The organism is Alistipes sp. 56_sp_Nov_56_25 (genome assembly GCF_001915285.1).
Taxonomy (GTDB): domain Bacteria; phylum Bacteroidota; class Bacteroidia; order Bacteroidales; family Rikenellaceae; genus Alistipes; species Alistipes shahii.
On the sequence record NZ_MNQF01000027.1, the window covers coordinates 1 to 21,938 of the forward strand.

The window sequence follows — 21,938 nt, forward strand, 5'->3', positions numbered from 1 at the left end:
GTTGCCTTTGAAGGTGCGTTTGTCGTAGCCTATGGTGTAGTTGGCATAAAACAGCGAGGGGGAGACGAACTGTCCGATGTATCGCTCGACGAACCAGTGCCGCCATCCCGGTTGCAGGACGACATGGCTCCACTGGGTGTCTCCGAACTTGAACGGATTGGCTGACACCGGAATGTTGATCGTATTGTGCAAGTTCACGTTCAGATCGACGGCCGCGTTTATGTTCCCGGCAGCCCATCCGACGATGTTGGTTGATACGGACGAGAACTGGGCGTATGTCGTTGAGTATGCTGATATTAGGATGAAAAAGAGTAGAAAACGTTTCATTATAATCAACTGTTTTATGCGACAAATATATAGAAAATCAATTTATTAACGTATATTTATGTATAATATGTTAAATAAATAAAATACGTTATAACCATAAATTATGTATAAAATACAAGTATGTAATGTGATATATTCTAATTTTGGCATTTATTTATTTTGATGTGTAATCAACTTATTATCTTGAATGATAATAATGTGAGCAGAACCGGTACTTTTCTGTTATTTTTTTCTACTTTTGCACAAAACGCTGGAAATATGATACAAATGACTTTCCCGGTTTCGGAAGAAGAGCACAGAAAATTTTTTACGTTGAAATATACTTTTATTCGTCAGGGTAACATAACCGTTTCGAATAGTGAGATTATGAGTAAGCTGCTTGAGGAATATATTGCAGCTCACAAAGACGAAATCGTGGAGATTCCTGATGCCGTGTATAAGAACTACGTGGAGAAAGGTCGGCGCACTGTGAAGAAACGGATGGCAACGATCGAGCGGAAGAGGCGTGATCTAAAGTAGCGGAATTCTTCCCTTCACAATTCAACATTTTCAGCCAGTGTAGGTACAGATAGCAATACGGCAGGGGATTCTGTTCCTTGCCGTTTTTCTTTACTCCATAGTGAAGGTGCGGGCCGGTGCTGCGGCCGGTGTTGCCGACCAACCCGATTACCTGACCGATATGGACAGTTCCATTGTCAGTGACCTTAATTTGGCTTAAATGTCCGTAAACCGTCGTGAATCCGTAGGCATGTGTTAGCTTGACGAATTTTCCGATTACTTTATTTTCTCCGACTTCCGCCACTGTGCCGTCGGCCGTAGCATATACCCGTTCGCCCAATATTCCCGGAAGGTCTACGCCTGAATGATGTTTGTATTCGTTCAGGATCGGGTGAAGCCGCTGGCCGTATGCTGAACTTACCGGGATATGGCGAAGATCCTCGGCCTGCAACGGCGAGATACAGGGTATCCGGGTGATTACCTTATTCGGCTGCATGAGGAGCATGATGGTTTTTTCGACCTGTTGATAGTTCGAAGCCATACTCAGCAACTTGTCGATTTTTGCTTGCCCGGAGGGAGTAAGCCCTGCGAACAAGGTGATTATGCAGAGATACACGATATTCATAGCTTCGTAAGTTTGCAACCCACAAATGTCGATCTGACAGCTTTCCCCGGAGTACCATCCTTTTTCAGCGGGTGATAGTAGTAGTGTATACTTCCGTCAGCCTTTTCGATGTAGCAGCCGCAAATCACCCCGCGTACACTTTTCCAGCCTATGTCGATATGGACATGATCGCCGTCCATATATTCGCGGTCATTGAGGTGCGCGGCATCGAGCTGCGCAATACGATTCTCCAGTTCTTTTCTCTGGCTCAGATATTCGCTATCAGTCATGGTTAATCGTTATTTTGTAAGTTGTATTTATCTGCAAGGAGTTCCAGGGCTTCCCAGATTACGCCCCGCATACATCCATGGTAGCCGGCCATCTTCAGGCGTTTGTCCAGGATGATTAGGTGTTGCTCGTCGAGGTCGATCGTGACCTTTTTCGCAAAGAGCGTTCTTTTTTTGCGGGAAATACCTTCCGTGGCAATAGCGTCTAATGACTTGAAAATGCTGTCTGATTTCATATCGCTCTTTATTTTTCAATACGCGGGCGTATTTCTTGGAAAAATGTCTCCATGTCGCAGGCCCCGTTGGATTTGGGGTCGTAATCGAATATTGAGATATGCTTGAGTTCGGCCTGCTTGAAGGCCTCGCATTGACGGATACGAGCTTCGCAGGTCTTGATGTCCAGACCATGCTTTTTGAGCATATCCTTCACCGTTTTTACTGCTCTGGTGCGTTCGGACACCATCGTCAGCAGAATTCCCAGAATTTCAATATGTGGGTTGGCGCTCTCCTTGATCTCGTCGATGCGGTCTATGATGTTCCGGAGGCCATCGTACGCAAACTGCCCGGATGTAAGCGGAATCAAAACGTAATCTGCCGCCGTCAGTGCATTCGTTACTATCATATCGAGGGCCGGCGGGCAGTCGATTATACAGTAGTCGTATAGTGCTGTAAAGCCACTGGACACGAGTTTATTTCTCAGAACAGAGTGCCAGGCCATTTGGCCTATCAACCTGAAATTGATTGTGGCGGTTTCCATGTCGGAAGAAATAATATGCAGGTTGTCGGAGATTGCGTAGGGTTGGGGAGCAGCCTTACCGATGAACAGTTGGTAGATGTTTCTTTCGGACTGGGCGTTGAAGAAACGGGACAGGTTGGCCTGGTGATCCGTGTCGAGCAGGAGAACTCGCTTGTCCTCGGATGCGAGGCGGTGCGCCAGGTTGATCGCGGTTGTGGTCTTGCCAACCCCGCCTTTCAGATTTGTGATCGTGATCGTTTTCATAGTAAGCGGTTTTTGAAGGTTATTAAAAAAGATCTTGTTGTACTGCGAGTTTGCTGTATTTCTCCGTTTCGATGATGCGCTCCATGGTGCTGACATAGTATGCCTTTTTGTCGAGGACTTCGTCATTGCCGGCGATGTTGGCTATTAGCAGGTTATGCTTGCGCCAGACGTAATTGTAATTGCGGATATTGACTTTCCGCGTAAGCGCCAGCGCCGTAGCTCTCGTAATATGCATGGAATCAACCATTGTCGAGAGCATCTTATCCCGGAGTCGGTTATATTCGTCGTAACTGTTTTGTCGGTTGTTTGCCGAATAGATATTGAAGATCAAAAGGTAAGGATCTTGCTCGCCTTTCTTGAAACATTCAGCCAGACCGAACCAATGATTAGAGTTCCCTCGGAGTGCGTTTTCGGCCTCTTTGAGAATGCGGTTCCGAAAGTCGTAGTAGCGCCGGAATTTATTGCCGACACATAAGATCTTCCGGAGGGTAGAATAACTTACGACCCATTTGCCTGCATCTGCCGATCTGCAAATCTGCAAATAGATTTTGGTTGTATAGATATTCTTGAATTTTTCGAGGGAGCGCTGAAGCAATCTTGTAAAGCCGAACTGGGGAGTGACCATGCATGCAGCTACCTCGATCGGGAAGAAAAAATGTACCAATTCCCGGCGTTTGTTCTTCTCGTCCCGACTTATGGCTACATACGTGCAGAGCGGCCCCTTGCCATGTAGTGTTTTACGGAACTGATGTGACCATTTGGGGTAATCGACTTGGATAGTAGGCATGGCAATCAAAGCGGCCCGTAATTCTTCGTAATAATGTCGCAATACGCCGAAAGAGGCGAGGGGAAGTACGATCTCCACCTCGTTTCGTTCTTGGTATACGCTTACGCAGTCCATATTGGCGATTCCCGATGTTTTGTTCTTAATATTACCTTGGATTACCGGTTGGAGTAGTTCCGTGATTTTCAACAATGCCTGCAACTGGATGAATTTATAGTCGTAACGCATGTCGATAAAGAAATTCGGTTGTGTGAGCTTCGGTTGCTTTTTGATGTCGGCAGCCAATGTTTTCAGTTCTTCTTCGTCGAGCGCACAATCGTCGCTGACCACACAATACCCGATGTCTGTCTTTATCTTGTGATTCACGGCTTCGTCAATAGCGGTTATTTATGAGACGCTGCTTTCAGGTTAGAGCACTCCTTCGAGAGCGCATCGTATGTCTCGACCATCTGCATGATTGCCTTTTTGTATGATCGGGAGAAAGTTATTCCCTTGATAAGATTGAGAGTTGCTATCTCCTCTGGGGTGCTGAAGGTTATTGTGACCTTGTTCTGTGTGACGCAAGTTTTAGCAGCCATAACGCAATATTTTTTATTAATCTTTTGGAACCCATCTTCCATCAATATCTTGCTCGTACCTACGCTCGTGGCGTTTCCACTCATAGTAAAGCGTGCCATCTGGGTTGTAGGCTTTGACCCATTCGATATTTCCATACTTGCTTTGAAGGGCGGATAATATCCCGCCGTTCTTAACCTGATTCTTACTGCAATTATTCCAATATCTGACTTTGCAATTTGGGCAATTATAGATGATTTTCTTACCATGGGTTGCGTTGTATTCGCAAGCCGGGCACAGACTTTTATACATGACCTTCACTGTCCTTTCGGCAGTGTCATAGGCTTTGAGTTTGCGATCCCGCTCCTTCATGTAGGCTCGGAACTCTTCGCGTGTCAGTGGTTTATTTCCGGGCATAGTTGAATAATTTTTATAAAGCAAGGGCGCTGAGATAACTTTCTGCAATGCGCCCTTGCTGTCCGAAGTAGACGTTTTGTTTGTTGGCCTTGTCATACATCGCTCGTGAGAACCTGTACTTACGACCAATGCGCGAATTGTGACCATCTACTTCGCTGCCCTCTGTAAGACCGTCACGGCGTTACCTTGAGGGCCAAGAGCTTTTCTCTTTTTTGCGGTCAGAGATTGATTTTGCTCCTGAATATGTATAAATTGAACTGTCTGTATCAAAGATTTGGGTCGCAATTTTTCATCCAGCTCATTTCGACGGTAGAGTATTTTCTCCCCGTTTGACATGGTTGTGCGGGTGTACTTCTGTATGTCGATTTGCTTGAGGTAGTAGTAGAATGTTCTGGGCGATATTCCACAGTATCGCGCAGCCTGTACGCCATTTAGGAATTCGAGCTGCTGGAGTTCCTTCATGGACATTTCGCTTCCGCGTTTGCGTTTACGTCGTTTGATAGTTTCCTGTGCCATGCTATTTTACCCTTACTATCGTGAAAGAATGATCTTCTTTACACGTTTTAGTTGAAAATTTTCTTCCGGGCCATTTTTTGAGAAATCTCTTGATCGCTTGGCGGGCGTTGGCTGCAGTATTGTCCACATTTTTGAAACTCACAGACGCATCAATGTCCAGATTCTTTAGGTAGTTCTCCCAGCTGGCTTTATGCGGAGTTCTGCAGAATGATGTTTTTTTACCCATTTTGCTTGGCTTTCAGTAGTTTTTATTATATCTTTACCCAGTTTATTGTGGTACTTGAATGTAGTACGCATGTATCACAATGCAAAGTTGCAAAAGATTTCGCCAAAATGCAAGAAAAAGAGCAAAAGATTTCGCCGATCAAACAAAGAATTTTGCAATTTGCTGATAATCTTAATATTAGCAAACGCGAATTTTATGCGAAAATAGGCGTGTCTCGTGGTACACTGGAATCAAAGACGGGTATTACTGAAGATGTATTGGCGAAATTTATTGCAACATTCCCTGACGTGTCGATTGAATGGTTGATGCAGGGCAAGGGAAGAATGAAAGTTGATAAAGAGGTCGTAGATAATGTTGCAACTGATACTACTGTGGGGATGATTCTTCATCGTGATGAACAGCTGATTCGAGAAAATGAACGGTTAAAAATTCATGTAGAAGAATTGGAGCGAAAATTAGGTCTGAATAACACCCCCCCCCACGCAATAGGCGCGCAATTAGCTGATATGTAGGTGTTTGTGGCGTTTTTTTTAATTGTTGATATTATACTAATTTTTTATTACCGGTTTTGCAAAAAAGTTACATACATTAGCTAACATAAAGCCCGCTAATTGATTAGGTGGTTTAGGCAATTTGCCTTACAAGCAGGAGGTCTGCGGTTCAAATCCGCATGTTCCCACCAATGAAAATCAGACAGTTGCAGAAATGCAGCTGTCTTTTTTTATATGCGCTGTTTTCGTGGTTTACCACCGTTTTTAGCTGTTGAGTTAAACCGAGAGTTAAACCACAAACTCGCATGGCAACAGGTGTCAGCATTCTATGCTACAAGTCGAAAACGCTTGCAAACGGAGCGCATCCGTTGATGATTCGTCTCTGTAAAGACGGAAAAAAGAAATACGTCAGTCTTGGCGTAGCGGTTTTACCTCAATTCTGGGATTTCGAGAAGAATAAGCCCAAACGAAACTGTCCCAATAAAATAGTGATTGACAAACTGATTGCTTCGAAAATGGCGGAGTACAACGCATTGGTTGTCGATATGATGGCTGAACGCAAAGAGTATACCCCTCGATCGTTGGCACAGGCTGTTGAACAAAAGACCCAAGGGCGAACTGTTGCGGAAATGTACGGCAGGTTGTTTGCGGAGATGAAGAAGATGGAGAGGCTGGGTAATTTGGCGGTCTATAAATACTCCTTTAATTCGTTGATGAGTTACACGCGTAATAAACTCGATATTCCCTTTCGAGAGATTGATTGTGTGTGGCTGAAAAGATATGAAGAGTGGTTGCACGCCAGAGGATGTAAAGACACCACGATAAGCCAACTGTTTCGAACGCTCCGTAGCGTCTTCAATAAAGCCATAGAGCAGGACGTTATCAAGCAGGACGCATACCCGTTTAATAGATTCAAAATAAACAAGTTTGATATTCATACAGAGAAACGGTCGATTTCCAAGGAGGAGGTGCAAAGAATCCTCGCACTCGAACTTTCCGATTCTGGCTTTTATATGGGACTTGCAAAGGATTTATTTCTGTTCAGCTATTTTGGTGCAGGAATAAATTTCTCGGATATTGCATTGCTCCGCTTCTGCAATTTGAAGGATGGTAGGGTTTGCTATGTAAGGAAAAAGACAGGCAAGTCGATAAGTTTCCCACTGAATGACATTTCAGCTAAAATCGTAGAAAAGTATGCCAGTCCGTTTGGAAATGATCGCGATTATATTTTTCCAATTCTCGATGCTGCCGTACATAGGACTGAACAGCAGAAACGTGACCGTATCCGTAAGTGCCGCCGCGCGGGTCAGGATGATGTTGTTCTGACGGATGATGTAGGTGATGCCGGTTCCGCGCAGGGCTTCGTCGAGCAGCTGGGAAACCGATTTCGTCGATTTGGCGATTTTTACGGGGACGTTGTCCGCCAGGTTGCCCTGGTAGGAGATCCGGTAGGAGGTCTGCGATTCGATCTCCTGAATCAGTCCTTTCAGGCTGGTTACGTTTTCAACGCGGACCGAAGTCTGCTGGGGCGACGGCGCCGCCTGCATTTCCCCCCCCCCACGGAATAAGGAGTGTCAGGCATGCTGCCAGTAGATACCAGGCATGCCGCATACGGAGTAACTTTTGTTTCATAGAGGTTTGGTTAAGATTGGATTATTTGTGAATGGTGATTTTTTCGCCGTTGCGGTTGAAACGGGTGTTCGTCGAAAGCGTCAGCACTTCGAGGATATGGTCGATCGGCATGTTGAAGTCGAGCGTTCCGGTAAACTGGATGTTTTTGAGCGCCTCGCTGCGGAAGGCGACGCCGATGCCGTAGAAATCCTCGATCACCCCGGCGATTTGCGCCAGGTCGACGTGGCGGAACGTGCGCAGCCGCGCGGCCAGCTCCGCCTCCACGTTGACCGTTTGCAGCGTCAGGTCGTTGTCCGTGGGGTTGTAGGAGACTTTCTGCCCCGGGTGCAGAGCCATGACGTGGTCCGCGGCGCGGAAATCGACGGCTCCCTCGACCAGTACGGTTTCGACATCGGAGCTGTCGTCGTAGGCTTTCAGGTTGAATTTGGTTCCGCGGACCACGACTTCGGCGTCGTGGACCGTGGTGACGGTGAACGGCGCGCCGTTGCGCTTGCTGACTTCGAAAAAGGCCTCGCCGGTGAGGTGCACCGTGCGGTTCCCGTCGTCGAACGAGGCCGGATAGTTGAGCTGCGAACTGCGGGTGAGCCGGATGACGGAGCCGTCGGGCAGCGTCACCGAGCAGTCGCTGCGCTCGGCGCTGACCGTGCAGATGCGGTCGTCCGGCCGGTTCTGGTAGAGATACATGCCTGCGACGATCACGCCCGCGACGAGGATGGCGGCGTAGCGCGCCGCGATCTGCCGCCATTGGGGCCTTGTTTTCGTGCGGCGCAGTTCGATGCGCCGCTGCAACGATCTGAAGGCCTGGTCGGTGTTGACCGACGCGGCGGCACGGAGCCGGTCTCCGGCGAAGAGCACGAAGTAGAGCGCTTCGAGCCGGCGGCGGTTCTCCTCCGAGGCGTCGTACCAGTTTTCGATCTCGCGGTTGGCGGGTTCGTCGAGTTTTCCTTCGAGAAATTCGGTCAGCAGGTTGTCGTCGATCTCTTTCATAAGTTCGGTTTCTAACAGTAATACGGTTTTGGGGAAATAGTTACTAAACGAAAACCCGATTTTTTTTCGGGCTTTCGTTTTTATTGCATATGGTCGGTTGCAGGGGGCAGGGGTTTCAGTTGTTCCCGGGCATTTCGAAAAACAGCGCGATCAGCGGCAGGTAGTCCTTCAGCGCGACGCCGAGGACTTTGAGCGCCTGGCCGATATGGTAGTTGACGGTCTGGGGCGACACCTCCATCTCGGCGGCGATCTGCTGGTGGGTCATGCCCTGGAAGCGGCTCATCTCGAAGATGCGCCGGGTCTGCTCGGGGAGTTGGGCGAGCGCCTCGCGGTAGAGCCGTGCGAGTTCCGTGCCGAGGTAGAAGTCCGGGGAGTCGAACTGGTCGGCGAATCTCTTTTCCAACTGCTGGTGGACGCGTGAATGGACCTTCTGGCTGGTGATGCGGTCCAGCGACTTGTTGCGGACGATCATAAACAGAAGTCCTTTCAGCGAAAGTTCCTCCATCAGGCGGTCCCGGTTTTCCCAAATGTACAGCATCGTGTCCTGTACGATGTCCTCCGCCACGGGGAGGGATACCCAGCGCGAAGCGAAGCTGCACAATCCCTTGTAATAGAATCGGTAGCACGCTTCGAAACACTGCCGGTCCCCGGCGTTGAGCCGTCGGATGACCAGTCGGTTGTCGAGGATGTCGTATTTGGTGTTCAGGGACATAAACCGTCGTATCTCGCGTAATTGAAAGGTTAAAATTACAATTTTTTCCGGAAAACGGGCCGGATTCCCGAAAAAAGGGCCACCTTTGCAGTAAAATGGAACCGGGCTGCCGGGAAGTCCGCGCCCCGGGATCGTCGTTTTACATCGCTTATGAATACCGTCTGGATCGTACTGCCTGTATTGATCGCGCTGATGTTTCAGCTCGGCATCGAACTCGACCGGCAGGCCTTCGCCGGTGTGGCCCGCCGTCCGGCGGCCGTTGTCGCGGGGCTGCTGGGCCAATTGGCGCTGCTGCCGCTCATCGCCTTCGGCGTGGGGCTGGCCTTCCGCCTGCCGCCCGTCTATTTTCTGGGACTGCTGCTCGTCGCCTGCTGTCCGGGAGGCAGTTCGTCGAACGTCTTTTCGATGCTGGCCAAGGGCGACGTGGCCCTTTCGGTGACGCTGACCGCTTTGAGCAGCCTCATCACGCTCTTCACGATTCCGCTGGTGATGGGTTTCGCCGCGCGTTTCGTCGCGGTGCATGCCGGTGCGGCCATCGAACTTCCGGTCGGGAAACTGCTGGTGCAGAACATCGTCCTGCTGTTCCTGCCGATGATCTGCGGGGCGCTTTTCAGGCATTGGCGGCCCCGGGCGGCACGGCGTGTGCACGAGCTGCTGGGGCGTGTGGCCTTCCCGGCCCTGATGCTACTGGCGGCGGTGTTCTTCGTGCAGTACGCCTCGACGATTCTGGAGAATCTCGGCGTGCTGGGTCTGGCCGCGGGTGCGCTGATCCTGCTGGCGATGGCGGGCGGATCGCTGCTGGCCCGCCTGTTCCGGCTCCGGCGGGCGGTGCGCCGCACGATCGTCATCGAGGTCGGGATGCAGAACGCTGCGCAGGCGATCGCCGTCGCCACCTCGCCGCTGATCTTCGACAGCGGTGAAATGGCCGTCCCGGCCATCGTCTACGCCCTCGTGATGAACGTGGTTCTGCTCTCGTACCTGAAACTGCTGCCGAAATGTACCGATGAAACGGCGTCGGAAGGCGCTTGACCGAGTATCTTTGCCGTATGAAATTCCTGAAAGTCGCTGTTTTGTTTTTCGGCCTGGCCGCGGCGTTTGCCGTGCGGGCGCAGGGCGGGACCTATCCCGTCAGCGGGCGGGTGATCGACCGTTTGAGCCGCCGCCCCGTGGCCTATGCCGCCGTGGTGCTGGCCGGGCAGGAGCAGAAGGGAGCCTCGACCGACTCGCTGGGGAGGTTCCGCATCGAGCGCGTGAAGCCGGGCATCTGGCGGCTGGCGGTCTCGTCGGTGGGCTACAAGAGCCTCACGACGCCCGAATACATGGTCTCGGCCGCCACGCCCTTTATCGAAGTCGAGCTGGAGGAGGATGCCGCGCAGCTGGAGGCCGTGACGGTCCGTCCGTCGCCGTTCCGCGTCACGGCGGAGAGTCCCGTAAGTTTGAAGGTGATCGGCCTGCGGGAGATCGAGAAAAGCCCCGGCTCGAACCGCGACGTGTCGCGCATCGTGCGCTCGTATCCCGGCGTGGCCTTCTCGCCCGTGGGGTATCGCAACGATTTGATCGTGCGCGGCGGCGGGCCTGCGGAGAACAAGTTCTACATGGACGGGATCGAAATCCCGAACATCAACCATTTCGCCACGCAGGGGGCGACGGGCGGTCCGGTGAGCATCGTCAACGCCGACCTCGTGCGCGAAATCAGTTTTTATACGGGAGCCTTTCCCGCCGACCGGGCCGGGGCGTTGAGTTCCGTGCTGGACTTCAGTCTCCGCGACGGCAATGCCGAAAAGCAGACCTTCAAAGCGACGTTGGGCGCCTCGGAAGTGGGGTTGAGCGGCAGCGGGCACATCGGCGGCAAGACGACTTATCTGTTTTCCATCCGCCAGTCCTACCTGCAACTGCTGTTCAAACTGCTGGGGCTGCCCTTCCTGCCCAACTACATCGACGGGCAGGCGAAAGTCAAGACACGCCTTTCGGAGCGCGACGAGCTGACGGTGCTGGCCCTTGCGGGATTCGACAACATGCGTCTCAACGTCGACGAGAAGGGCGAGGACGCCGAATACCTGTTGAGCTACCTGCCCCGCATCCGGCAGGAGACCTTCACGGTGGGGGCTTCGTGGCGTCACTATGCGGGCCGCCACGTGCAGACCGTGACCTTGAGCCACAACTACCTGAACAACCGCAACCTGAAATACCTGCGCAACGATGATTCGTCGGAGGACAACCTGACGCTCCGGCTGCGCTCCGTGGAGCAGAAGACCACGCTCCGGGCCGAGAACCGCACCTATCTGGGCCGCTGGACCGTCCGCGAGGGCGTCGAGGTGAATTATTCCGACTACACGAACCGCACGCTGCAACGGCTCTATACCGACAGGACGCAGTTGTCGGACTACCGGACCCGGCTGGGAATCGTCGGCTGGGGGCTGTTCGCCGGGGCCGAATACGCCTCGGCCGACAAGCGGTTCACCGCCTCGGCGGGCCTGCGCGCCGACGGGTGCGACTACTCGGGACGTATGGCGCGGGTGTGGCGCCAGCTGTCGCCCCGGGCTTCGGTCTCCTATGCGGTAGGTCCCGGCTGGTCGGTGAGCGGCAGCGCGGGACTTTACTGCCAGCTGCCGCCCTACACGGCGTTGGGATTCAAGGTGGACGACGCGCTGGTCAACCGATCGCTCGATTACATGCGCGTCGGGGTCTTCAGCGCGGGTGTCGACTGGCGGCTGCGCGACCGGCTGATCGTCTCGGTCGAGGGATTTTACAAACGCTACGGCGATGTGCCGCTGTCGGTGGCGGACGGGATTCCGCTCTCGTGCAAGGGCAACGATTACGGCGTGGTGGGCAACGAGAAGCTGGTCTCCTCGGCGCAGGGGCGCGCCTACGGCGTCGAGGCGATGGCCCGCTGGCAGATTCCGGGGCGAGTGAACGTCGTGGGATCGGTGACCGTGTTCCGCTCGGAGTACCGCAACGACCGGCAGGCCCCGTGGATCGCCTCGGCGTGGGACAACCGTTTCGTGGTCAACGTCAGCGGAACCTACGACCTGCCGCGCCACTGGAGCTTCGGTGCGAAGCTGAGCGCCGTGGGCGGTGCGCCCTACACGCCCTACGACGTGGAGCGTTCGTCGCTCGTCGAGGCGTGGGATGCGCAGGGACGGCCCTACTACGACTATTCGAAATACAACGCCGGGCGGCTCGACGCCTTCGCACAGCTGGACGTGCGCATCGACAAGGTGTTTTACTTCCGCCGCTGCATGCTGGGTCTCTACATCGACCTGCAAAACGTTGCGGGCGGTCGTTTGCGCCAGCCCGACGTGCTGATGTCCACGGGGGAGATCGAGAACCCCTCGGCTCCGGCTTCGGAACGGCGTTACCGCATGAAATACCTCGAACAGGTGAGCGGCACGCTGCTCCCGACGCTGGGCCTGACGGTCGAGTTTTAAGCCTCCGGCGTCCGCCGGGCGTTCCGTTTGTCCATTGCGAAACTGATGATGAAGGGGATCGCGAGGAAGACCGCCGTGCCGGTCACCACCAGCCACGTGTACGTCGCCGGACTGCCCACGGGCAGTTGCGAAGGCGGGAAGAAGGTGACGATGAACGAGAACAGCACGGCGAGGAACCCTACGCCTCCGATCAGCCACATGCCCGTGTTTCCGCCCGGCACGCGGTAGCTGCGGATGAGCTTGGGTTGCGTGTAGCGCAGGCGGATTCCCGCGGCGTACATCATCATGTACATGATCAGATACAGTCCCACGGTCAGGGCGCTCAACAGGAAGAACGCCACGCTGACGTCGTCCATCACGATGTAAAGCGACGAGAGGAGCGTCACGATGCAGCCCTGGATAATCAGTATGTTGAGCTGCACGCCGTTCTTGTTGGTCTTCTGGAGGAAGCAGGGCAGAGCGCCGTCCCTGGCCGTCCACAGCAGGCCGCGGCTGGGGCCCGAAATCCACGACATCACGCCCGCCAGCGCACCGAAGGCCACGAGCAGTCCCATGACGTTCGAGAGCCATCCCACGTGTTAACGTTCGAAAGCGATCTGGAAGGTGGTGAACAGCCCCGACTGGAGGTTGATCTGGTCGTAGGGGGTGATGATGGCCACGGCCAGCGCGCCCAGCGTGAACAGTCCGAACGAGATCAGCGCCGCGAGGAACATCGCCCGTGGGAACTGCGTCTGGGGTTTGGCCAGTTCCGGAGCGTGCACGGCGTGCACCTCCACGCCGGCGAACAGCAGCAGGATGCCCGCCAGGAACGCGATGTCGCTCATGCCCGTGATGTGGGGGAAGAGACGCGGGTGGACGTGCTGCGCGGCGTCGACGTTGACGATCTGCGAGACGCCGGCCGGAATCTCCTTCAGGGCGATTTCGTTGCCGCCGGCCATCCAGATGACCGCCATCACGATCACGACGACGCCCGGGAGCACCGTGCCGATCAGAAATCCCTTCGAGGTGATGCCCGAGATGGCCGACGTGCCGCGCAGGGTCACCAGCGTCGCGCACCAGTACATCGCAATCGAGAACAACCCGACGTACAGCCCGTTCTGCGCCAGAGCCGGAACGCCGATCATGTAGGCGATCGACGCGGCGGCGAATCCCAGTACGGTGGGATACCAGACGACGTTCTGAATCCATTGCAGGAAGATCGCCGAGAAACCCAGGTGGCGGTTGAAAGCCTCCTTGACCCAGGTGTAGACGCCGCCGCCGCGGTCGGCGAAGGCGCTGCCCAGTTCGGCGCCCACGAGGGCCGCAGGAATCAGGAAGAGGAACGTCGCGAAGAAAATGTAGAAGAACATCGTCAGTTCCTCCTGGGCCATCATCGGGAGCCCGCGCAGGCTGATGACGGCTGCAGCGGTCATCAGCGCCAGCTGCGTCGTGGTGATATTTTTACGTTTTGCCATGGTGGGTAGGTTGGATTTTGCTGTTTTCCCTCGTCGTCCGCCGCACAGTTTTCGTGCCGGAGCGCATTGCCGCCCCGTGAAATCGGCGGCCGGAGCGTTGCAAAGAACCGATCGGAACACCGGGCGGCTTTTTCGTACCCTGCGCACGCAGAAACGGCGCGCCCGGCATGCGGATGCAAAAACAGCAGGGAATCTCGCGATTGCCTGCTGTCCCCGGAGGTCGCCCTCCTAAAACTACTAACCCAAACTTAAATAAATGAAGAAACCTCACTGCGGTTGCTGTGCCGCAGCTGACCGGAATAAGTACAAAGCGCGTGCCGAACCTGCAATCGCCGTCCGCCGGGGACCGTTTGGCCGATTATCGGGTCTTGTTGTGGAATTTTCACCGGAATAATTTTGGTTTTATTTCTTTTTATTGTTTTATTTGTGGCATATGCCTGATGATAGTGTCTTTAAAGGAAAATTCACGGCGTTGTAACGTGGAAGGAGAAAAAGACATTTTGCGGCGGGTGAGTGGCGGGGACAGCGATGCCTTGCGGCCGATCTTCCCGAAACACGGTTCGCGTGTGGGAGGTCTTCGCCGTTGCGGGAGCCGATGCTACGCCCCGTGAATGGCTGCACGAAACGGCCGTCGCCTGCCGGGTGATCTACGACTGGCAGCGGGCCGACGGGACCTACGGCAAGCAGTTCGTGACGGACACCTACCTGCTGCCCGAATGCCAGCTGATCCTGGCGTCGTATCGTCTGGCCGCCGTGCTCAACGACCTGTTCGGTTAGTGATGCCCTCCGGGGATAAAAAAACAGCAGGGAATCTCACGATTGCCTGCTGCCCCCAGGAGGTTGCCCTCCTAAAACTACTAACCCAAACTTAAATAAATGAAGAAACCTCACTGCGGTTGCTGTGCCGCAGCTGACTGAAATAAGTACAAGGCGCGTGCCAAAGTCGCGCCGCCGTCTGCCGGAAAAGGGACGCATCGTGGTCGGAACGGTCCGCTGCGCAGAGCGGCGGGGCGCGTTTCGCGGAAATATTCCGCCGGATCGCTTGCTTCCTGCCGATAAAAGTGTACCTTTGCCGTGCAATGGTTTCCCCGTGGAGGGGAATTAAAAGGGAATGCCGTGTGAATCGGCAACAGTTCCCGCTGCTGTGAGTCCCGCCCGCAAGGGCTTTTTCGTTGCGGCATTCTTGAGCCACTGGTCCTCCGGGACCGGGAAGGCGCCGCCTCGGGGGACAAGTCAGAAGACCTGCCTTGCGCGATAGGGTGTTTGCTCCTGCGGAGAAAGGGAGCGCCTGAAGTCGTCGCCGGCGGTTTTTCCGTGCGTCCTTATTTGCTTCGGCCCTCTTTTTCCTGTTGCTGCGAACCTCTTCGGACAGACTTTTTTACGGTTGGATGAGGAAGTCGTCGCCATGCTTTGCCGGGTCGTCATGCCTGTTTTTGCCTGCGCGGTATTCTCCGTGAAGTCTGTCCCTTACGGACGGAACAGATGGAACCATTAACTAAAAAACAAGGTATGATGAAAAAATTATTTGTGATCTGCTCCTGGGCGCTGCTTCTCGGCGGCTGCAAGAGCGAATCCGGGGCTTCGGACCCGGATGGAGACAAACCCGTTCCCCCCCCCTCGGCCGAACTGTTGCAAAAGATCGAAGACCTGAATGCGGGCCTGGTCTCGCTGAAGACGCTGGCCGGAGCCGTGTCGCAGTCGGAAGTGCGGTCGCTGGCCGAGACGGAGGACGGCGTGCGCCTTACGTTCTGCGACGGGACCGAAGTGACGGTAGCCTGCAATGCGGCGGCGGAAGCGCCGCTGATCGGCATTGCGGTCGACGGGGATGCGTATTACTGGACACTCGCCGCGGAAAAGGATATTCCCTGGCTGAAAGATGCCGCCGGAGCGAAAATGCCTGTTTCGGGGCCTGTCCCCGTCGTGGGGCGCGATGATAAAGGTTTCTGGACCGTGACGACGGACGCCGCCGTGACGCCGTGGCAGATCGGGGACGGCTCCGGAAATCCGGTCGAAGCCACGGGCGACGAGCAGGTGGAGTTGTTCCGGTCGGTAAAGGCCGGAAACGGCCGGGTGGAAATCGCGCTGACGGACGGCGGGACTCTTTCGGCGGCGCAGGTCAACGACTTGAGCGTTGCGGGGACGGCCAACTGCTATGTGGTTTCGGCGCCCGGAACGTATGTTTTCAATGCCCGGGTACGCGGAAACGGAGCCGGCGAAGGGGTCGGATTCGAGCCGGCGATCGAGATGGCGGACGGCATGACGGCCGACTGGCTGTGGACCGACTCCGAAGGACTCGTTTCGGGAGTCGCCCTCGACACGACCTCCGGCGATATTTTCCTCACGGTCGGCGAAGGCAGGGGCAACGCGCTGGTCGCCCTGATGCAGGACGGAAAGGTCGTCTGGAGCTGGCATGTCTGGGTGACCGACGCTCCGCAGACGATGACCTACGGGAACGGGACGGTCTTCATGGACCGCAACCTGGGCGCCGCAGGTACGACCGCAGGCGGTACGGACGCTTACGGCATGTATTACCAGTGGGGGCGCAAGGACCCGTTCTACGGGGGCGAGAAAACGGAAACTTCGGCCAATGCGTTCCTCGAAGCAAAGAACGGCACGGTGGTGAATCCCGCTTATCCGGCGCTGGACTGGGCTTTCAGCAAGAGTGCGACGACGACCGACGGGGCTGCCGCCAATCCTATGACGTTCTACAACGATAAGGTCGGAACCGGCTATAACTGGCTTGCGTCGCCGAACGCGACATTGTGGGGTGAGGCCAAAACGCTCAACGACCCCTGCCCGCCGGGGTACAGGGTTCCTGGAACCGGTGCATGGGAGGATCTGATTTCGGGACGTCAGTACATCGACGGCGTTTCGGTATGGGACGGAACGAACTACGGTATGACCTATACCCACGGGGAACAGACGGCCTGGTATCCGGCGCAGGGCTATCGCAATTACAGTTCGGGCGCCATCGTGGGGCTGCGCAGCTCGACCGGCGGTTTGGGCGCTTACTGGTCGGCGGAAACCTCTTCGGTCAAATCCTATTACCTCTTCTTCCGCAGCAAACTGTCGAGCAGCGGTTCGATCAATAATGAACTGGACATGAACCGGTCTTACGGCTATACGGTGCGTTGCTGCAAGGAGTGACGGTCCGTCGGGACGAATAAAGGCAGGACGCTTTCGGGTCCTGCCTTTGTTTTCGATGTCGGTTCCGGCCTACCGGAACACGCCCGTGTAGGTCGAGGGCGAGAGGGCGCGCAGCTCCTCCTTGACTGATTCGGCGACGTCGAGCGTTTCGATGAATGCCGCGATCGACTCGCGGGTGATGTGGGCGTTGGTCCGCGTCAGGGCCTTCAACGCCTCGTAGGGCTTCGGGAAACCCTCGCGGCGCAGGATGGTCTGGATGCCCTCGGCCACCACGGCCCAGTTGTTCTCCAGGTCGCGCGCCAGCGCCTCGGGGTTGAGGATCACCTTGTTCAGCCCCTTGAGCAGCGATTGCAGGGCGATCACCGCGTGGGCCATCGGCACGCCGATGTTGCGCAGCACGGTCGAGTCGGTCAGGTCGCGCTGAAGACGCGATACGGGCAGCTTCGACGAAAGGTGCTCGAAAACGGCGTTGGCAATGCCGAAGTTGCCCTCGGCGTTTTCGAAGTCGATGGGGTTGACCTTGTGGGGCATGGCGCTCGATCCGACCTCACCGGCCTTGATCTGCTGTTTGAAGTACTCCATCGAAATATAGGTCCACATGTCGCGCGAGAGGTCGATGAGAATGGTGTCGATGCGCTTCATGTTGTCGAAGATCGCCGCCAGGTTGTCGTAGTGCTCGATCTGCGTGGTGTACTGCGAACGGCACAGCCCCAGCGTCTCGTTCACGAATCGGTTGGCAAAAGCCACCCAGTCGATTTCGGGGTAGGCTGCGCGGTGGGCGTTGAAGTTGCCCGTGGCGCCGCCGAACTTGGCCGGAACGGCGATGTCGTGGAGCATGAACAACTGCTTTTCGAGCCGCTCGACGAATACCGAAAACTCTTTGCCCAGCGAGGTCGGCGAGGCGGGCTGCCCGTGCGTGCGCGCCAGCATCGGAACCTCGCGCCACTGCTCGGCGAACGACGCCAAAGCGTCGCGGACCTCCTCGACGACGGGGTAGTAGACGCCTGTCATCGCCTCCCGGAGCGAGAGCGGAATGGCCGTGTTGTTGATGTCCTGCGACGTGAGGCCGAAATGCACGAACTCCTTATAGGCCTCCAGCCCGAGGGTGTCCATTTTCTCCTTGATGATGTACTCGATGGCCTTTACGTCGTGGTTGGTCACCGACTCGATCTCCTTCACGCGCCGGGCGTCGGCGTCCGAGAAATCGAGGTAGAGCGCGCGCAGGGCGGCGAATTTCGAGCGGTCGATGCCGGTCAGCTGCGGCAGCGGCAGTTCGCACAAGGCGATGAAGTATTCCACTTCGACGCGGATGCGGTAGCGGATGAGGGCCTGCTCCGAAAAATAATCGGCTAATTTCTCCGTTTTATTACGGTAACGCCCGTCGACGGGCGAGATGGCGGTGAGGGGAGTTAACATATGGGATTGTGATTTGTTTTTCGTTTCCAAACGCCAAATTTACGACATTTAATTGAAATACGCATAATTTTCCATACCTTTGTGGAGATGTAAACCGAAATCGGAATGAATTTCATACTGGCAATCATCGACTCCCTGGCGGGCTTCGTGCAGCGCAATCCGCTGACGACGCTCCTTATCGTCATACTGGCGCTCGGCGCCCCCGCGCTGCTCAAGGGCATAGCGCTGTTTATCTTGTATTTTCTTATGGGACTTGTTATTTTGGTCGTCGTGCTGATGTTGGCTTTCCGCTGGCGGATCTACAAGGTCCGCAAGCAGATGGAGCAGCAGTTCGGCGAAGGCTTCGGACAGCAGTCCGGACCGAAGGGATTCGGCGGTTTCGGCTCGCCCTTTGCAGAGCAGCCGCGCAAGGAGCGCGAAGGCGAGGTGAAGGTGCACAAAACCCCGGGAACGCCCGAGAAGCGCGTGTCGAAGGATGTGGGCGACTACGTCGATTTCGAAGAGGAAAAGCAGTAGCATGTTGAAGATTTTCGAACTCATAGGGCGCTATTTCATGCTGATGGGAAAGGTCTTTTCCCGTCCGGAGAAGGCCGCCATCTACCGCCGGCGGATCATTTTCGAAATGGAGTCGCTCGGTGTCAACTCGATCGGCCTGACGGCCATCATCTCGGTCTTCATCGGCGCGGTCATCACGTTGCAGATGTGCATCAACCTCGATTCGCCGTTCATTCCCCGCTCGCTGGTGGGTTACGCCACGCGCGAGACGATGATCCTGGAGTTTTCGTCGGCGGTCGTGGCGCTGATTCTCGCCGGAAAGGTCGGGTCGTCGATCGCCTCGGAGATCGGAACCATGCGCATCACCGAACAGATCGACGCGCTCGAAATCATGGGCGTCAACTCCGCCTCGTACCTCATCCTCCCGAAGATCGTCGCCGCGATGGTCTTCTTCCCCTTTCTGACGATCCTCTCGATCCTGATCGGCATTCTGGGCGGATACCTCATCGCCGCCGCGACGGGCATTATGATCCCCGCCGACTATGTCGACGGCCTGCTGATGGATTTCAAGCCCTATTCGATCACCTACACGCTGATCAAGACCGTCTTCTTCGCCTACATCATCACCTCGATTTCGGCCTTCTACGGCTACAACGCCCGGGGCAACTCGCTGGAGGTCGGCACGGCTTCGACGCGCGCCGTGGTGGCCAGCTGCGTGGTGATTCTGCTTTTCGACCTGATCCTGACACAAGTCCTGCTTATATGATACGCGCCGAACATATCGTCAAGTCGTTCGACGGCCGGGTGGTGCTCGACGACATCTCGGTCGAATTCGAGACCGGAAAAACGAACCTCATCATCGGCCGCAGCGGTTCGGGAAAGACCGTGCTGCTCAAGACGCTGGTGGGCCTGCACGAACCCGATTCGGGCGACGTGTGGTACGACGAGGTGAACTTTTCGAAACTCGGTTTCCGGGAACGCAAAAGTATCCGCAAGGACATCGGCATGATCTTTCAGGGCGGGGCGCTGCTGGACTCCTCGACCGTTGTGGAGAACGTCAAGCTGCCGCTCGACCTCTTCACCTCGCAGAGCGAGCGGGAGAAGATGGAGCGCGTGAATTTCTGCCTCCAGCGCGTGCGGCTCGACGGGGCCAACGAACTCTATCCGGCCGAACTGTCGGGCGGCATGATCAAGCGCGTGGCCATCGCCCGGGCTATCGTGATGAATCCCCGCTACCTGTTTTGCGACGAACCCAACTCGGGACTCGACCCGCAGACCTCGATCGTCATCGACAACCTGATCCACGAGATCACCCAGGAGTACGGCATCACGACGATCATCAACACCCACGACATGAACTCCGTGATGGAGATCGGCGAGAAAATTGTATACATCCACGACGGCCGTAAGTGGTGGGAGGGGACGAAGGACGACATCCTGCATGCGGACAACCGCGAGCTGAACGATTTCGTCTTCGCCTCGGCCATGGCCAAACGGGCCAAACTGGCTGCGCAGTAGGCTTCCGCGGTGTTGTGCGCCTGAAGACGGCGGAGGTTTCCGGCGGACGGGTGCGTGCCGGGAAACGGATGCGTCCGCGGTTCGTAAAAAAATTTAATTTTTTATTTGCGTAAATTATATAAAGTATGTACTTTTGTGCTGTTAAAAAAATAACGCAATTTTTTATTAACAAATAATTCAAATTATTATGGCAACTATTAAAATCGGTATCAACGGCTTCGGTCGTATCGGCCGTCTGGTGTTCCGTGCCGCTTGCACGAACGACAACATCGAAGTGGTGGGCATCAACGACCTGGTTCCCGTGGACTACATGGCTTACATGCTGAAGTACGACACGATGCACGGCCGTTTCGACGGTACGGTGGATTTCAACGTGGAGAAGAGCCAGCTGATCGTAAACGGCAAGGCTATCCGCGTAACCGCCGAGAAGGACCCCGCAAACCTGAAGTGGAACGAGGTTAACGCCGAGTACGTGGTAGAGTCGACGGGTCTGTTCCTCACCAAGGAGAAGGCCGAGGCTCATATCGCAGCCGGCGCCAAGTACGTCGTTATGTCGGCTCCCTCGAAGGACGACACCCCGATGTTCGTATGCGGCGTGAACACCGATACCTACAAGGGCCAGACGATCGTTTCGAACGCATCGTGCACCACCAACTGCCTTGCCCCCATCGCCAAGGTTCTGCACGACAAGTTCGGCATCACCGACGGTCTGATGACCACCGTTCACTCGACCACCGCAACGCAGAAGACTGTCGACGGTCCCTCGATGAAGGACTGGCGCGGCGGCCGTGCCGCTTCGGGCAACATCATCCCCTCGTCGACCGGCGCTGCAAAGGCCGTAGGCAAGGTGATTCCCGAGCTGAACGGTAAGCTGACCGGTATGTCGATGCGTGTTCCGACCCTCGACGTTTCGGTTGTCGACCTGACCGTAAACCTGGCCAAGCCCGCCAAGTACGACGAGATCTGCGCTGCCATGAAGGAGGCTTCGGAAGGCGAACTGAAGGGTATTCTGGGTTACACCGAGGAGGCTGTCGTTTCGTCGGACTTCCTGGGCGACGCCCGCACGTCGATCTTCGACAAGGCTGCCGGTATCGCGCTGACGGACACCTTCGTGAAGGTCGTTTCGTGGTACGACAACGAGTGGGGCTACTCGAACAAGGTCCTCATGCTGATCGAGAAGATGGCCGCTTACAACAACAAATAGTCGAAAGCCATCCGATAGAAAAAGAGGGAACCTCTGTGGTTCGGGTTTTGTAGGGAAAGAGAAGCGCAGGAAAGAGTAAATATCTTGTTTGCAAGTATTTAATTCTCTATTCTGCATATGCTCCAAGCAATAAAAAAGCAGAATCGGGCAGGTTTAACAGTGAGTTTCGTTACTTATCCGTTACCTGCCCGAAATGCTTTGGTTTGCATCAAAACATTCGTTTTCAGTTCGTTGCATCGA

Annotated in this window: 21 protein-coding genes, 1 pseudogene and 1 riboswitch; of the genes and pseudogenes, 10 read left to right on the top strand and 12 right to left on the bottom strand. The window is 55.2% G+C overall.

Annotated elements, in window-relative coordinates:
• The 8 genes from BHV64_RS07750 to BHV64_RS07785 all read right to left on the bottom strand — a co-directional run.
• On the bottom strand, positions 1-327 hold a 327-nt coding region (locus BHV64_RS07750; protein WP_288115707.1), incomplete at its 3' end, for a DUF3575 domain-containing protein.
• 364 nt (positions 328-691) lie between these two features.
• Positions 692-1,450, bottom strand: coding sequence for a M23 family metallopeptidase (locus BHV64_RS07755; RefSeq protein WP_022043622.1), 759 nt, complete (start codon positions 1,448-1,450; stop codon positions 692-694).
• Complete coding sequence (locus BHV64_RS07760; protein ID WP_014774737.1) at positions 1,447-1,719, bottom strand: hypothetical protein; 273 nt, start codon at positions 1,717-1,719, stop codon at positions 1,447-1,449. The genes BHV64_RS07755 and BHV64_RS07760 overlap by 4 nt, the downstream gene beginning before the upstream one ends.
• Before the next feature lie 2 nt (positions 1,720-1,721).
• Positions 1,722-1,952 carry a hypothetical protein gene (locus BHV64_RS07765; RefSeq protein WP_014774736.1) on the bottom strand — a complete coding sequence of 77 codons (231 nt, stop codon included), beginning with the start codon at positions 1,950-1,952 and terminating at the stop codon, positions 1,722-1,724.
• Positions 1,953-1,960: 8 nt separating this feature from the next.
• Positions 1,961-2,716, bottom strand: coding sequence for a ParA family protein (locus BHV64_RS07770; protein ID WP_014774735.1), 756 nt, complete (start codon positions 2,714-2,716; stop codon positions 1,961-1,963).
• Positions 2,717-2,738: 22 nt separating this feature from the next.
• On the bottom strand, positions 2,739-3,866 hold the full coding sequence (locus BHV64_RS07775) for a RepB family plasmid replication initiator protein (RefSeq protein ID WP_014774734.1): 1,128 nt from the start codon (positions 3,864-3,866) through the stop codon (positions 2,739-2,741).
• Positions 3,867-3,883: 17 nt separating this feature from the next.
• Complete coding sequence (locus BHV64_RS07780) at positions 3,884-4,324, bottom strand: hypothetical protein (protein WP_130063089.1); 441 nt, start codon at positions 4,322-4,324, stop codon at positions 3,884-3,886.
• A gap of 295 nt (positions 4,325-4,619) precedes the next feature.
• Positions 4,620-4,988, bottom strand: a complete 369-nt coding sequence (locus BHV64_RS07785) for a DNA-binding protein (RefSeq protein ID WP_022331882.1) — start codon at positions 4,986-4,988, stop codon at positions 4,620-4,622.
• A gap of 333 nt (positions 4,989-5,321) precedes the next feature.
• Between BHV64_RS07785 and BHV64_RS07790 the strand changes: the two genes are divergently transcribed.
• Both BHV64_RS07790 and BHV64_RS07795 read left to right on the top strand, forming a co-directional pair.
• Entirely contained in the window at positions 5,322-5,726 is a 405-nt protein-coding gene (locus tag BHV64_RS07790; protein ID WP_193559105.1) for a helix-turn-helix domain-containing protein, read from the top strand.
• 284 nt (positions 5,727-6,010) lie between these two features.
• The gene (locus BHV64_RS07795) at positions 6,011-7,273 is read left to right on the top strand and encodes a site-specific integrase (RefSeq protein WP_288115708.1); all 1,263 of its coding nucleotides are present in this window, start codon (positions 6,011-6,013) and stop codon (positions 7,271-7,273) included.
• A gap of 85 nt (positions 7,274-7,358) precedes the next feature.
• Here BHV64_RS07795 and BHV64_RS07800 read toward each other — a convergent pair whose 3' ends face one another.
• Together BHV64_RS07800 and BHV64_RS07805 are read right to left on the bottom strand one after the other, a co-directional pair.
• The gene (locus tag BHV64_RS07800) at positions 7,359-8,324 is read right to left on the bottom strand and encodes a FecR family protein (RefSeq protein ID WP_288115709.1); all 966 of its coding nucleotides are present in this window, start codon (positions 8,322-8,324) and stop codon (positions 7,359-7,361) included.
• Between the two features lie 115 nt (positions 8,325-8,439).
• Positions 8,440-9,036, bottom strand: coding sequence for an RNA polymerase sigma-70 factor (locus tag BHV64_RS07805; RefSeq protein WP_015547440.1), 597 nt, complete (start codon positions 9,034-9,036; stop codon positions 8,440-8,442).
• 150 nt (positions 9,037-9,186) lie between these two features.
• Here BHV64_RS07805 and BHV64_RS07810 point away from each other — a divergent pair, with 150 nt between their 5' ends.
• Positions 9,187-10,065: a bile acid:sodium symporter family protein gene (locus tag BHV64_RS07810; protein ID WP_288115710.1), complete on the top strand. Its 879-nt coding sequence runs from the start codon at positions 9,187-9,189 to the stop codon at positions 10,063-10,065.
• A gap of 17 nt (positions 10,066-10,082) precedes the next feature.
• Positions 10,083-12,464 (top strand): TonB-dependent receptor, encoded by a 2,382-nt coding sequence (locus BHV64_RS07815; protein WP_288115711.1) that lies wholly within the window; start codon positions 10,083-10,085, stop codon positions 12,462-12,464.
• Here the strand turns inward: BHV64_RS07815 and BHV64_RS07820 are convergent.
• Positions 12,461-13,918, bottom strand: a pseudogene (locus BHV64_RS07820) (amino acid permease). The gene BHV64_RS07815 and the pseudogene BHV64_RS07820 sit on opposite strands and share 4 nt — an antisense overlap.
• A 564-nt stretch (positions 13,919-14,482) precedes the next feature.
• Between BHV64_RS07820 and BHV64_RS07825 the strand changes: the two are divergent.
• Positions 14,483-14,695, top strand: a complete 213-nt coding sequence (locus BHV64_RS07825) for a hypothetical protein (RefSeq protein WP_217726775.1) — start codon at positions 14,483-14,485, stop codon at positions 14,693-14,695.
• Between the two features lie 285 nt (positions 14,696-14,980).
• Positions 14,981-15,182: riboswitch (cobalamin riboswitch) on the top strand.
• 248 nt (positions 15,183-15,430) lie between these two features.
• On the top strand, positions 15,431-17,065 hold the full coding sequence (locus BHV64_RS07830; protein ID WP_288115712.1) for a PL29 family lyase N-terminal domain-containing protein: 1,635 nt from the start codon (positions 15,431-15,433) through the stop codon (positions 17,063-17,065).
• A gap of 69 nt (positions 17,066-17,134) precedes the next feature.
• On the opposite strand, the gene purB is transcribed toward BHV64_RS07830, so the two are convergent.
• On the bottom strand, positions 17,135-18,481 hold the full coding sequence (gene purB / locus BHV64_RS07835; RefSeq protein WP_015547451.1) for an adenylosuccinate lyase: 1,347 nt from the start codon (positions 18,479-18,481) through the stop codon (positions 17,135-17,137).
• 105 nt (positions 18,482-18,586) lie between these two features.
• On the opposite strand from purB, the gene BHV64_RS07840 reads away from it, so the two are divergent.
• From BHV64_RS07840 to gap, 4 genes are all read left to right on the top strand, one after another.
• A complete protein-coding gene (locus BHV64_RS07840) occupies positions 18,587-18,997 on the top strand; it encodes a DUF4834 family protein (RefSeq protein WP_015547452.1) in 411 nt (136 codons plus the stop codon).
• Position 18,998: 1 nt separating this feature from the next.
• Positions 18,999-19,742: an MlaE family ABC transporter permease gene (locus BHV64_RS07845; RefSeq protein WP_015547453.1), complete on the top strand. Its 744-nt coding sequence runs from the start codon at positions 18,999-19,001 to the stop codon at positions 19,740-19,742.
• A complete protein-coding gene (locus tag BHV64_RS07850) occupies positions 19,739-20,494 on the top strand; it encodes an ABC transporter ATP-binding protein (protein ID WP_015547454.1) in 756 nt (251 codons plus the stop codon). Before BHV64_RS07845 ends, BHV64_RS07850 begins: the two co-directional genes overlap by 4 nt.
• 187 nt (positions 20,495-20,681) lie before the next feature.
• Positions 20,682-21,698, top strand: a complete 1,017-nt coding sequence (gap, locus tag BHV64_RS07855) for a type I glyceraldehyde-3-phosphate dehydrogenase (protein ID WP_015547455.1) — start codon at positions 20,682-20,684, stop codon at positions 21,696-21,698.
• The last annotated feature ends 240 nt before the right edge of the window (positions 21,699-21,938 follow it).